This is a genomic window from Streptomyces mexicanus (genome assembly GCF_902506575.1).
Classification (GTDB): domain Bacteria; phylum Actinomycetota; class Actinomycetes; order Streptomycetales; family Streptomycetaceae; genus Streptomyces; species Streptomyces mexicanus.
Genome location: NZ_LR732544.1, coordinates 479032 through 492256, shown reverse-complemented (window position 1 = coordinate 492256; position 13225 = coordinate 479032). Strand labels below are relative to the sequence as shown.

Genomic DNA, 13225 nt, shown 5'->3' with positions numbered 1-13225 from the left:
CCCGGAACCGTCCCCCCGTCGGCTCCGGCCCCGCAGGAGAATTCCGCGGCCTGCTCCCCCGCCGAGACCCCCGGCCACGCCGCCCCGACCGGCCCCGACAGCGGCCGGCACGCCCGCCGCTTCGGGCTGCCCGTGGCGACCGCGCTGGTCATGGGCAACATCATCGGTGGCGGCATCTTCCTGCTCCCGGCCTCCGTCGCCCCCTACGGCACCGTCAGCCTGCTCGCCTTCGGCGTGCTGACCGTCGGCGCCATCGCCCTTGCCCTGGTGTTCGGCCGGCTCGCCGAGCGCGACCCGCGCACCGGCGGCCCCTACGTGTACGCCCGTGAGGCCTTCGGCGACTTCGCCGGCTTCCTCGCCGCCTGGGCGTACTGGATCACCACCTGGGTGTCCAACGCCGCGCTCGCCGTCGCCGCCGTCGGCTACCTGGACGTCCTGGTCCCGGTGAACCATCACCGGTGGACGGCGTGCCTGGCCGCGCTCGTCCTGCAATGGCTGCCCGCCCTCGCCAACTTCGCCGGCACCCGGTACGTGGGCGCCGTGCAGGTGGTCTCCACGGTGCTGAAGTTCGTGCCGCTGCTGCTGGTCGCGGTCGGCGGGCTGTTCTTCTTCGACCCGCACAACCTGGGCCCGTTCCACCCCGGCGGCGGCAGCGCGGTCGGCGCGGTGTCCGCCTCCGCCGCCATCCTGCTCTTCTCCTACCTGGGGGTGGAGTCCGCCGCGGTCAGCGCCGGCGAGGTGAAGAACCCGCGCCGCAACGTCGGCCGCGCCACCGTGATCGGTGCCGCCGGCGCGGCCCTGGTCTACCTGCTGGGCACCCTGTCGGTGTTCGGCACGGTCGCCCACGACCGGCTGGTGAAGTCGGCCGCGCCCTTCTCCGACGCCGTGAACGCCATGTTCGGCGGCAGCTGGGGCGGCTGGGCCGTCGCGCTGGCCGCGCTGGTGTCCATGACCGGCTGCCTCAACGGCTGGACACTGCTCAGCGCCCAGACCCCCTACGCCGCGGCCCAGGACGGCCTGTTCCCGGCGGCCTTCGCCCGCCGCCGGCGCGGCGTTCCCACCGTGGGCGTCGCCGTCACCGTCGTCCTGGCCTCGCTGCTGACCGTCTACAACTACGCCTCCGGCTCGGGCAAGGTCTTCCAGGTGCTGGTGCTGGTCACCACCTTCACCGCGACCGTGCCGTATCTGCTGGCCACCGCCGCGCAGATCTTCCACCTGGTCGCCGGGCGCCGTGAGCGCGTGGACCGGCGACGGCTGGCCCGCGACGCCGTCGTCGCGGCGATCGCCGCCGGGTTCTCCCTGTGGCTGGTCGCGGGCGCCGGCTACGCGGCGGTGTACCAGGGTGTGCTGTTCCTGTTCGCGGGTGTCCTCGTGTACGCCGTGATGGCGGCCCGGCAGCGGAGCGCGGCTGGGACGAGCGGGTGAAGCCCGGGGCGTCACCGGCGGCGACGCCCCCCGAGGCGGAATGATGCGGCGGGGCGGCACGTACGTCGCGGCGGACCCGGAGCGGCCGTGGCCCCGCTTCACCGCCCTGCGGATCCTGCCCTGAGTGCGGGCGGCCGCCGTCCCGTGCGGCCGCCCGCACCGCCGCCCGGCCCGGGGTCCGGCGGCTCCTCAGCGGCCGAGGAACTCCAGCAGGTCCCGGTCGAACCGCTGCTTGTCGCCGTCGACCATGGCGATGCCGTGGCTGCCGCCCTCGTACACCTTCAGCTCGGCACCGGAGATCAGCTGCGCGGCCTTGCGGGCCGTGGCGTCGACGGGCACGACCCGGTCGTCGTCGCCGTGCACGATCAGCGTGGGCACGTCGAACTTCTTCAGGTCCTCGTGGAAGGGCGTGGCGGCGAAGGCGTCCACGCAGGCGACACCGCCCTGGATGGTCTCCTGCATCGCCATGTACCAGAAGGCGTCCTTGTTGCCCTGGGTGACCTTGCTGCCGGGGCGGTCGGCGGAGAAGAAGCCCTCGGCGGTGTCCTTCCAGAACTGCGAGCGCTCCTTCAGGATGCCCGCCTTGATGTCGTCGAAGACGCTCTGCGGCACTCCCTCGGGGTTGTCCGGGCCCTGCAGCATCACCGGGGTGATGGCGGAGAGGAGCACGGCCGAGCGGACGCGTCCGGTGCCGTGGCGGCCGATGTACCGGGCGAGTTCGCCGCCGCCCATGGAGTGCGCCACCAGGGTGACGTCCCGCAGGTCGAGGTGGTCGAGCAGGTCGGCGAGATCGTCGGCAAAGGTGTCGAAGTCGTAGCCGTCCCAGACGGGCGTGGAGCGGCCGTGCCCGCGCCGGTCGTGGGCGATGGCCCGGTAACCGGCGTCCGCCACGGCCTTGAGCTGGTCCTGCCAGGCGTCGCCGTTGAGGGGCCAGCCGTGGATGAACACGACCGGCCGTCCGCGGCCCCAGTCCTTGTAGAAGATCTCCACACCGTCACGGGTGGTGCACACAGGCATGCTCGTCACCTTTCGTCGAGCCGGGGAGGGCGCCCGTCCGGCGCGGCAGTGCGGCAGCGGGCGGGGAAGGGAACGGGGAACGAGGGGACGGAAAGACGACGGGGAACGAGCACGTCGCTCCACGGCCGTGCCCCTCGTCCATCCTCTCCGCCCCGCCGCTTCCCGCAATCCGGGCACCGCCCCGCGCGGTCGGACACTCGTGTGGACGGCGCCGGGCCCCGCGCGCCCGCAAGATCACCGGCTGGCTATGTTTGAGCCCGGGTGGCACGCCCCCGGCGGCACCGCCGGATCCCCGTACCGGAAGGTGGCACGATGCCCAGCAGCCCGTCCCCGCACGCCGACCTCGCCGGCCTGGCGGAGGTGTACCGCGATCTGCACGCCCACCCCGAACTCGGCTTCGCCGAACACCGCACCGCCGGCATCGTCGCCGAGCGGCTGCGCGCGGCGGGATACGAGACCGCCACCGGCGTCGGCCGCACAGGCGTCGTCGGCGTGCTGCGCAACGGCGAGGGGCCCACGGTGGCGGTGCGCGCCGACATGGACGCCCTGCCGGTGCGGGAGCAGACCGGCCTGCCGTACGCCAGCACGGCGCGGGCGAGCGACGGCGAGGGCCGCGAGGTACCGGTGATGCACGCCTGCGGCCACGACATGCACGTCACCTGCCTGCTGGGCGCGGCGGCCGAACTGGCCGCCCACCGCACCGCGTGGCGAGGCACCCTGCTGGTGATCTTCCAGCCCGCGGAGGAACTGGGCGGAGGCGCCCGGGCCATGATCGACGACGGGCTGTACGAGCGGTTCGGCCGGCCGGAGGTGGTGCTCGGGCAGCACGTGGCGCCGCTGCCGGCCGGATTCGTGGGGCTGCACGCAGGGCCGGCGTTCGCCGCGTCCGCCTCGCTGCGCGTCGTCCTGCACGGCCGCGGCGGCCACGGGTCCCGCCCGGAGACCTGCGTGGATCCGGTCCTCATGGCCGCCGCGACGGTGCAGCGCCTGCAGGGGGTCGTCGCCCGGGAGGTGGCCGGCACCTCCACCGCCGTGCTGACCGTGGGCGCGCTGCACGCCGGGACCAAGCCCAACGTCATCCCCGACCGGGCCGAGATGCTGCTGAGCGTGCGGACCTTCGAGCCGGCGGTGCGCGAGGCGGTGCTGCGGGCCGTGGAGCGGATCGTCCGCGGCGAGGCGGCCGCCTCCGGCGCACCCCGGGAGCCGGAGATCACCCGCACCGAGTCGTTCCCCGCGGTGGTCAACGACCCCGCGGCCTGCGAGCGGACACAGCGGGCCCTCACCGACGCGCTGGGCGCCGCGCACCTGGTCGATCCCGGTCCGGCCACCGGCAGCGAGGACGTCGGCGTGCTGGCGGACGCCGCCGGCGCGCCCTGTGTCTACTGGCTGCTGGGCGGCGCCGACCCGACGGCCTTCGCCTCGGCCCGTACGTTCGAGGACCTGGAGAAGGCGGTGCGCAGCCAACCCTCCAACCACTCCCCGCACTTCGCCCCCGTGGTCGAGCCGACCCTCCGCACGGGCGTCACCGCCCTGACGAGCGCGGCCCGCGCCTGGCTGGCCCCGGCGGAGGGCACCGACCGCTGAGGGAAGGGCGGGGGCCGCGCCGACCTGCCGTGCGGCTCCCCGACCCTGCCGGGCCTCGGCCCCGCCCGGCGACCCGTGTCCCGGCGACCCCGCGCCGATTCAGGACGCCTCGACGAGCAGGGCCCCGCCCTCCACCTGCTGGATGCGGTTGATGGCGAGGCGGGTCACGCGGCCGGCCCTGGGGGCGGTGCTGGCGGCCTCCCTCTTCATCGCCTCGATGGTGGCCACGGTCGCCCCGGCCGCCACCTCGTCGCCCTCGGCGACGGCGAGCGTCACCACGCCCGCGAAGGGCGCCGCCACGTGCCCGGGGTCGGTGCGATCCGCCTTCTCCGTCACGGGGACGTCGCTCGCGGCGGCCCGGTCGCGCACCTGGATCGGGCGGAGTTGGCCGTTCAGGGTGGCCATCACGGTGCGCATGCCGCGCTCGTCGGCCTCGCCGACGGCCTGCAGCTCGATCAGCAGCCGTACGCCCGGCTCCAGGTCGACGGCGTACTCCTTGGCGGGGCGCAGCCCGTAGAAGAACGACTTGCTGTCCAGCACGCCGGTGTCGCCGAAGGTCTGCCGGTGGTTCTCGAACTCCCGCGTGGGGCCGGGGAAGAGCAGCCGGTTCAAGGTGGCGCGGCGGGACTTCTCCAGTCCCCGGCGGTCCTCGTCGCTCAGCTCCCGCACCGGCTTGGCTGCGGCGCGGCCCTTCAGCGCCCTGGTGCGGAACGGCTCGGGCCAGCCACCGGGCGGGGTGCCCAGTTCGCCGCGCAGGAAGCCGATGACGGAGTCGGGGATGTCGAACCGGTCGGGGTTCTCCTCGAACTCCGCGGGGTCCACCCCGGCGCCCACCAGGTGCAGCGCGAGGTCGCCGACGACCTTGGACGAGGGGGTCACCTTGACCAGGCGGCCCAGGATGCGGTCGGCGGCGGCGTACATCGCCTCGATGTCCTCGAACCGGTCGCCGAGGCCGAGGGCGACGGCCTGGGTGCGCAGGTTGGACAGCTGGCCGCCGGGAATCTCGTGGTGGTAGACGCGGCCGGTGGGCGAGGCCAGGCCCGCCTCGAAGGGGGCGTAGATGCGGCGCACGCTCTCCCAGTACGGTTCCAGGTCCCCGACCGCCTTCAGGTCCAGGCCGGTGGGCCGCTCGGAGTGGTCGGTGGCGGCGACGAGCGCCGACAGCGACGGCTGCGAGGTCGTCCCCGCCATGGAGGCGACCGCGCCGTCCACCGCGTCCACACCGGCCTGGATCGCGGCCAGGTAGGTGGCGAGCTGGCCGCCCGCGGTGTCGTGGGTGTGCAGGTGGACGGGGAGGTCGAACTCGCGGCGCAGCGCGGAGACCAGGGTGGCCGCGGCGGGCGCGCGCAGCAGGCCCGCCATGTCCTTGACGGCCAGGACGTGAGCGCCGGCGGCGACGATCCGCTCGGCCAGGCGCAGGTAGTAGTCCAGGGTGTAGAGGCGTTCGGCGGGGTCGGACAGGTCGCCGGTGTAGCACAGGGCGACCTCGGCGATCGCGGTTCCGGTGGCGCGGACGGCGTCGATGGCCGGACGCATCTGGTCGACGTCGTTGAGCGCATCGAAGATGCGGAAGATGTCGATGCCGGTGGCCGCGGCCTCCTGCACGAAGGCGTCGGTGACCTCGGTCGGGTAGGGCGTGTAGCCGACGGTGTTGCGGCCGCGCAGCAGCATCTGCAGGCAGATGTTGGGCACCGCCTCGCGCAGCGCGGCCAGCCGCTCCCAGGGATCCTCGGCCAGGAAGCGCAGGGCGACGTCGTAGGTCGCGCCGCCCCAGCACTCCAGGGACAGCAGCCCCGGCAGGGTGCGGGCCACGACCGGGGCCACGGCCAGCAGGTCCTTGGTGCGCACCCGGGTGGCCAGCAGCGACTGGTGGGCGTCGCGGAAGGTCGTGTCGGTGACCGCCAGGGCGGACGCGGCGCGCAGGTCGCGGGCGAATCCCTCGGGGCCCAGCTCGACCAGGCGCTGGCGGGAGCCGGCGGGGGTCTCGCCGGCGGGCAGCGGGGGCAGCTTGGTGACCGGGTCGGCGGCCTCGGGGCGCTCGCCGTGCGGCTTGTTCACCGTGACGTCGGCGAGATAGGTGAGCAGCTTGGTGCCGCGGTCGGCGGAGGAGCGGGCGGTCAGCAGGTGCGGGCGCTGCTCGATGAACGACGTCGTCACCCGTCCGGCCTGGAAGTCCGGGTCGTCGAGGACGGCCTGGAGGAACGGGATGTTGGTGGCGACCCCGCGGATGCGGAACTCGGCGACGGCCCGCCGGGCCCGGCCGATCGCGGTCTTGAAGTCCCGTCCGCGGCAGGTGAGTTTGACCAGCATGGAGTCGAAATGGGCGCTGATCTCCGTGCCCGCGTGGGTGGTTCCGCCGTCCAGGCGGATGCCGGAGCCGCCCGGGGAGCGGTAGGCGCTGATCCGGCCGGTGTCCGGGCGGAAGCCGTTGGCCGGGTCCTCGGTGGTGATACGGCACTGCAGGGCGGCGCCGCGCAGCCGCACCGTGTCCTGGGACAGCCCGAGGTCGGCCAGGGACTCCCCGGCGGCGATGCGCAGCTGGGCCTGCACCAGGTCGACGTCGGTGACCTCCTCGGTCACCGTGTGCTCGACCTGGATGCGCGGGTTCATCTCGATGAAGACGTGGTTGCCGTCCCGGTCGAGCAGGAACTCCACGGTGCCGGCGTTGCGGTAGCCGATCTCGCGGGCGAAACGGACCGCGTCCGCGCAGATCCGCTCCCGCAGCGCCGGGTCGAGGTTCGGCGCGGGCGCCATCTCGATGACCTTCTGGTGGCGGCGCTGGAGCGAACAGTCGCGTTCGAACAGGTGGATGACCTCACCGTGCCCGTCGGCGAGGATCTGCACCTCGATGTGGCGCGGCTCGACCACGGCCTTCTCCAGGAAGACGGTGGGATCCCCGAACGCGGAGGCCGCCTCCCGCGAGGCCGCCTCGATCGACTCGCGCAGCTGGGCGGGGTCCTCCACCCGCCGCATGCCGCGGCCGCCGCCCCCGGCCACCGCCTTGACGAACACCGGGAAGCCGATGTCCTCGGCGGCCCGCACCAGTTCGTCGACGTCCGTGGACGGCGCCGAGGAGCCCAGCACCGGCACGCCGGCCGCCCGGGCGGCCGCCACCGCGCGGGCCTTGTTGCCCGTCAGCTCCAGGATGGCGGCGTCCGGGCCGACGAACGTGATGCCGGCCCGGGCGCAGGCACGCGCCAGCTCCGGGTTCTCCGACAGGAAGCCGTAGCCGGGGTAGACGGCGTCCGCGCCGGCCCGCCGCGCGGCCCGGACGATCTCGTCCACACAGAGGTAGGCCCGCACCGGATGTCCCGGCTCGCCGATCTCGTAGGCCTCGTCGGCCTTGAGCCGGTGCAGCGAGTTGCGGTCCTCGTAGGGGAAGACGGCGACGGTGCGCGCGCCCAGTTCATAGCCGGCGCGGAACGCGCGAATCGCGATCTCGCCGCGGTTGGCGACCAGTACCTTGCGGAACATCCTGGATCCCTTCGGCCTGCCGGTGACGCAGACCATGGTGTCGGCGTCACCCCCGCGACGCCATGTGAACCGGGCCACTCGTCCCGCCGCGTCCGGCCCGCTCGCCCCGCCGCACCCGGGCCGCCACGCCTTTGCGTCGGACCGTCCGCCCCCTCTCACCCTGGCCGCTCACCCGGTGCGTCGGGGCCACTCGCCCGATTGCGTCCGGGCCACTCGCCCGGCTGCGTCCGGACCGCTCGTGGCCAGGTGAACCGGCCACTCGTCCCGGTGACGCCCCGGCGAGCCGTGCCGCCGTGTCCCGGATCGCCTCCTGGAATGTCCGTGATCTGTAACAGGCGGATCCCCGGCGGCTGTTCTGCCGTCCTGATCAGTGCACAGGATCCACACACACGGCGAGGAGCGGGGCGGACATGGTGCGGCATGGGGGCGGACGGGGTTGGCACGGCCGGGTGCTCGCGGCGGCGCTCGGGGTGACGGCGGTGGCCGCCGCGACCTCGGTGTGGACGGCGCAGGCGGATCCGGCCGGCGAGCGGCACGCGCGGCCGGGGGTGACCGCGCGCCCCGCCACGCCGGCCGCCGGCGCGCAGGGCTCGGCGCGCGCCGGGGTGCCGCAGAGCATCGTGCACGCTTCGGACCGCGGCCCCCGGGGCGTCAACATCACCATCGACGACGGACCGGACCCGGTCTGGACCCCGCAGGTGCTGCAGGTGCTGCGGGACAACGGCGTCAAGGCCACCTTCTGCATGGTGGGCCCCCAGGCGCAGGCGCACCCGGACCTGGTCAAGGCGGTCGTCGCGGCCGGACACCGGCTGTGCGACCACAGCGTGTCGCACGACACGGGCATGGACCACAAGGCGCAGTCGTACCAGTCGCAGCAGATCACCGACGCCGAACGGATGATCACCGAGGCGTCCGGCGGCGTGCGGCCGGTCTACTACCGGGCGCCGGGCGGCGCCTTCACCCCCTACAGCCGCGCGCTGGCCGCGTCCCACGGCATGCGGCCGCTGGGCTGGAACGTCGACTCCAAGGACTTCGAGCGCCCCGGCACGGCGGCCATCGTCGCCACCGTGCAGCAGGAGATCTCCAACGGTCCGACGATCCTCTTCCACGACGCGGGCGGTGACCGCTCCCAGACCGTCGCCGCACTGCGCCAGGTGCTGCCCTGGCTGAAGCAGCAGGGGTACTCGTTCGGATTCCCGGCGGTGCGCTGACGGTTCCCCGAGGGCGCGCTGACGGTTCCCCGGGGGGCGCGCCGCCCTCTCTGCTTGCCCGTAAGCGATAGCTTTTCGTTTCCTTGTAACCGATATGGGTCAATATCGCCCGATGTGATGCACAGTGGAGGGAGCACTACCCCCAATCGGAGGCGGTCATGATCCTCCTCGGTGTCATCCTTCTCGTCGTCGGTTTCGTCACCGGCATCTCCATCCTCTGGACCATCGGCATCATCCTCGCGGTGATCGGCGCCGTCCTGTGGCTGCTGGGTGCCATGGGACACGCGGTGGCCGGCCATCGCCACTACTGGTGACCGGCCCCAGCGCCGGCCGGCGCCCCTGAGGCGGCACCGGAACGACCGACGGCGACGGGCCCCCGCACACCTGACGGCGTGGGGGCCCGTCGCCTTGTGGTACACGTGGTCCCCAGGGCACCACGGCGGACCGGCGTGTCTACTCCGCGCCGGGCTGGGTAACCGCAGAAACAGAAGAGAAGTAACGCACTGTGACACATTGAGGCAACCACATGGCCGTCCCGCTTAGGCAGAAGGCGTCGGATGGGCCGGACCGGAACGGAGACACGCGAGCCGCGCTGCGCTGGGACACCCGTTGGCACAGTGGCGCGATCAGCGCCGCCGATGCCCGTGCAGCCGTGGGCCGTTTTCTGGACCGGGTCCGGGCCACCGGTCGCGTCCGCGTACCCGACCGCCTGGCGCAGGACGCGCAGCTGGTCGTCAGCGAGTTGATCACGAACGTCGTGCGGCACGCCCCGGGCGTGTGCGGGCTGGACCTGGAGGTCCAGCCGGACAACGGGCAGGTGCTGATCAGCGTGTGGGACACCTCCCCCGTGCCGCCGACGCGCCGCCCGCCGGACGGCCGGCGGGTCGGCGGCCACGGACTGGAGATCGTCGGGGCCCTCAGCCAGGCCGTGACGGTGACAGAGCGCGACCAGGGCAAGCAGGTCACGGCACGCCTGCTGCTGCCGACCGCATCCGGGGAGCGCTGACCCGCCGGCCGCGCCCGCCGCCGGCCGCGCCTGGTGGCGGGCCGCTCGCCCGCCCGGTCGCCCGGCCACTCGCCGCGGAACCGACCCCGGTCACGGATCCCGCGACCCTTCCTCCACCGGATCCCCCGCCGGCCTCGCGGCACCTCCGCCCACCGGATCCCCTGCTGGCTTCGCGGTACTCCGTCCACCGGCTCCCCGGCCGGCCTTCTTCACGGTCCCCCGGCAGCTTCGCGCACCGGATCCCGTGCCCCCGGCTCACTTGGACTCCCGGCGGTTTCGCCCGCGCTATCCCGCGACAGCTTCCTTCCTGGATCTTGACGGCGGTGTCACCGCCGCCATAACGTTCCCGCGTTCACCGTCATTGAAACGTTTCATTGACTCATCGACTCATTCCTCTAGGGCACAGCTGCACGGCTGGGGCGGAGAAGTCATGCACGAATCCCCTGCGCGAGGCCGCGGGACGACACGTCGTACGGTGCTCGCGGCCGGGCTGGGGGCCGGCGCCCTGGCCGCGCTCGGGCACGACCCGGCGGCCGCGGCGCCCGGGACGCCGGGTGCCCGGGCCGGTGCCGCCGCGCGGTCGCGGCTGGACGCCGACTGGTTCGCCCGGCCCGCCCGGGCCGTGCGGCCCAAGTTCCGGTGGTGGTGGCCGGACGGGCTGGTCGACGCCGACGAGATCGCCCGGGAGATCGACCAGATGGCCGACGCGGGATTCGGCGGGGCCGAGATCGCGGCCGTCCACCACAGCATCCGCGACACCTCGGTGCTGGACACCGCCCGGCACGGCTGGGGCAGCGCCCCCTGGCGCGCGGGCGTCGAGGCGGCCCTGCGACGGGCCGCACGCCGCGGCATGACCATCGACATCACGCTCGGCCCGAGCTGGCCCACCGCCGTGCCGGGTCTCGACCCGGACGACGAGGCCGCCGCCGAAGAACTCGCCCACGGCACCGCACGCCTGGCCGGGGGCGCCGCCTACGACGGCCCGGTCCCCGCCCCGGTGCACGCGCCGGACCCCGCGGTGACCGGGCAGCGGCTGCTCGCCGTGCAGGCGGCGGGGGTGGCGCCGGCGAACCCCCCCCGCAAGGAGACCGGGCTGGACGCCGGCTCCGTCCCCGACCTGACCGGCCGCGTCAGCGACGGCCGGCTGACCTGGACGGCGCCCGCCGACGGCGACTGGGTGCTGATCTCCTACTGGCAGCGCGGCTCCGGACAGCAGCCCGAGGCCGGCCCGCACTCCTCCCCCGCCGCGTACGTGGTGGACCACTTCAGCGCGGCCGGCACCGCCGCGATCACCGGCTACTGGGAGCGGAACCTGCTCACCCCGGCCCTCAGGCAGCTGCTCACGGCCGCCGGCGGGGCCTTCTTCGAGGACTCCGTGGAGCTGGAGACCGACGGCCTGCAGTGGACGCCCGGGCTGCCCGCGGCGTTCGAGGAGCACACCGGCCGGCCGCTGCTGCCGTACCTGCCGGCGATCGTGCTGGACAAGGGCAACCAGGTCTTCGCGTTCGAGGCGGAGCTGACCCGGCAGATCCGGCACGACTTCTGGGAGACCGTCTCGATCCTGTTCAACCGCCACCACGTGGGCGCGCTGCGCGACTGGGCGCACGGCCTGGGCATGTCGCTGCGCGCCCAGCCGTACGGCCTGCAGACCGACTCCATCGCCTCAGCGGCGCTGCTGGACGTCCCCGAGGGCGAGTCGCTGGGCTTCAAGAACCTGGACGACTACCGCTGCCTGGCCGGTGGCCGCGACATGGCGGGCCACACCGTGCTGTCCTGCGAGGCGGGCGCGTACGCGGGGTCGGCGTACGCCACGACCTGGGACCGGATCCTGCGCACCATGGGCGGCGCGTACGCCGCGGGCGTCAACCAGACCGTGCTGCACGGTTTCTCCTACGCCACCGCGCCCGGCGTGAGCTGGCCCGGGTTCGCCGCGTTCAGCCCGTACAACGGCACCCCCGGCTACGGCGAGTCGTGGGGCCCGCGGCAGCCCACCTGGACGCACGTCGCGGACGTCGCCGACTACCTCGGCCGGGTCCATCAGGTGCTGCAGGCGGGCACGGCGCGGGCGGACGTGGCCGTGTTCCGGCAGACCGGGTACACCGCCACCGGCATCGGCGCGTCCTGGTTCACCGCGACCGGGGTGCCGCTGGGCTGGACCCACCAGTTCCTGAGCGGGCCGCTGCTGGACCTGCCCGCGGCCGAGGTCCGCGGCGGCCGGCTCGCCCCGGACGGCCCCGCCTACAAGGCGCTGTTCCTGGAGGGCGACTTCTTCTACGGCTCCTCCCCCACCCTGGCCCTCGACGACGCCCGCAGGCTGCTCGCGCTCGCGCGGGCCGGGCTTCCCGTCGTGCTGCTCGGCGCGTTCGACCAGGCGCTGACGCCCGGGGTGCCCGCGGACGGCGAGACGGCCGCACTGCGGGACGTGCTCGCCCGGCTGACGGCGCTGCCCACGGTGCGGCAGGTGGCGGACAAGACCCTCGTCGGGGACGCCCTCGCCGCGCTGGGGGTGACCCCCGACGTCCGCTACGCCGCCTCCTCCACGCTGCTCAACGCCCACCGTGTCCCCGACGACGCGGACTTCTACTACCTGTGCAACGGCAAGCACGCCGAGACCGTCAAACCGCCGGTCGCCCGCATCGACCACGAGGTGACGCTGCGCCGTACCCGGGGCCGTGCCACCGTGCCGTACGTGCTGGACGCCTGGAGCGGGCGGGCGGTGCGGCCGGCGCAGTACACCGAGGACGGCGACGAGGTCACCCTGCGGGTGACGCTGGAGCCCGGGCAGACGCTCATCGTCGCGCTGGCCGCACCGGGGGCGTTCGGCGACCGGCACGGCAACCGGCCGCACGTGGTGGCCACCGACGCCGACGAGGCCCGCTTCACCGAGGACGGCCTGGTCGTCCGCTCGGCCACGGCGGGCACCCGCACCACCCGGCTCTCCCGGGGCCGGACCGTCCGCACGCGCTTCGCGGACGTACCCGAACCGCTCGAGCCGCAGCGGTGGAGCCTGGAGGTGTCCGACCTGCGGCCCGGCGACCAGCCCACGACCACCACCGTCGTCACCCACCGGCTCGCCCTGGACACGTTGCTGCCCTGGTCGCAGATCCCGGAACTGGCCGACGCGGCGGGCATCGGCCGCTACCGGACCACGGTCGAGCTGCCCGACGCCTGGAGCGGGGACCTGGGGGCGCTGCTGGACCTCGGGCAGGTGAGCGACACCTGCCGGGTCACCGTCAACGGCACGCGGCCGGCCCCGGTGGACCGCCTGCGCCCGGTGCTCGACGTGGGCCCCTGGCTGCGTCCCGGTGCCAACACCCTGGAGGTCGAGGTGGCCACGCCGCTGATCAACCGGCTCCGGGTCACCGAGCCGGCGGTGTTCGGCACGGCCACGCGCCAGGCGTACGGGCTCCAGGGCCCGGTCCGGCTGCTGCCCTACCGGCAGGCCCGGGTCGGCTGAGCGCCCGCCGGATCCCGCCGTCCGCGCCCTGGTGGGTGCCGCCCGCGCTGC

Annotated in this window: 8 protein-coding genes; 6 read left to right on the top strand and 2 right to left on the bottom strand. The window is 74.3% G+C overall.

What is annotated here, in order from left to right; translation table 11 throughout:
* On the top strand, positions 1-1425 hold a 1425-nt coding region (locus tag GV126_RS02290; RefSeq protein ID WP_159662208.1), incomplete at its 5' end, for an amino acid permease.
* A gap of 189 nt (positions 1426-1614) precedes the next feature.
* Here GV126_RS02290 and GV126_RS02285 read toward each other — a convergent pair.
* Complete coding sequence (locus GV126_RS02285; RefSeq protein WP_159662206.1) at positions 1615-2442, bottom strand: alpha/beta fold hydrolase; 828 nt, start codon at positions 2440-2442, stop codon at positions 1615-1617.
* Between the two features lie 312 nt (positions 2443-2754).
* Here GV126_RS02285 and GV126_RS02280 point away from each other — a divergent pair, with 312 nt between their 5' ends.
* Positions 2755-4026, top strand: a complete 1272-nt coding sequence (locus GV126_RS02280; RefSeq protein ID WP_159662204.1) for an amidohydrolase — start codon at positions 2755-2757, stop codon at positions 4024-4026.
* Positions 4027-4125: 99 nt separating this feature from the next.
* Here GV126_RS02280 and GV126_RS02275 read toward each other — a convergent pair whose 3' ends face one another.
* Positions 4126-7500, bottom strand: coding sequence for a pyruvate carboxylase (locus GV126_RS02275; protein WP_159662202.1), 3375 nt, complete (start codon positions 7498-7500; stop codon positions 4126-4128).
* Between the two features lie 410 nt (positions 7501-7910).
* On the opposite strand from GV126_RS02275, the gene GV126_RS02270 reads away from it, so the two are divergent.
* The 4 genes from GV126_RS02270 to GV126_RS02260 all read left to right on the top strand — a co-directional run bounded on the left by GV126_RS02270 (position 7911) and on the right by GV126_RS02260 (position 13174).
* Positions 7911-8711 (top strand): polysaccharide deacetylase family protein, encoded by an 801-nt coding sequence (locus tag GV126_RS02270; protein WP_159662200.1) that lies wholly within the window; start codon positions 7911-7913, stop codon positions 8709-8711.
* A 158-nt stretch (positions 8712-8869) separates the two neighbouring features.
* Complete coding sequence (locus GV126_RS35615; protein ID WP_185948396.1) at positions 8870-9025, top strand: DUF6131 family protein; 156 nt, start codon at positions 8870-8872, stop codon at positions 9023-9025.
* Between the two features lie 338 nt (positions 9026-9363).
* Positions 9364-9717 (top strand): ATP-binding protein, encoded by a 354-nt coding sequence (locus tag GV126_RS02265; protein ID WP_236569843.1) that lies wholly within the window; start codon positions 9364-9366, stop codon positions 9715-9717.
* Between the two features lie 430 nt (positions 9718-10147).
* Positions 10148-13174: a glycosyl hydrolase gene (locus tag GV126_RS02260; protein ID WP_159662196.1), complete on the top strand. Its 3027-nt coding sequence runs from the start codon at positions 10148-10150 to the stop codon at positions 13172-13174.
* Positions 13175-13225 lie beyond the last annotated feature (51 nt).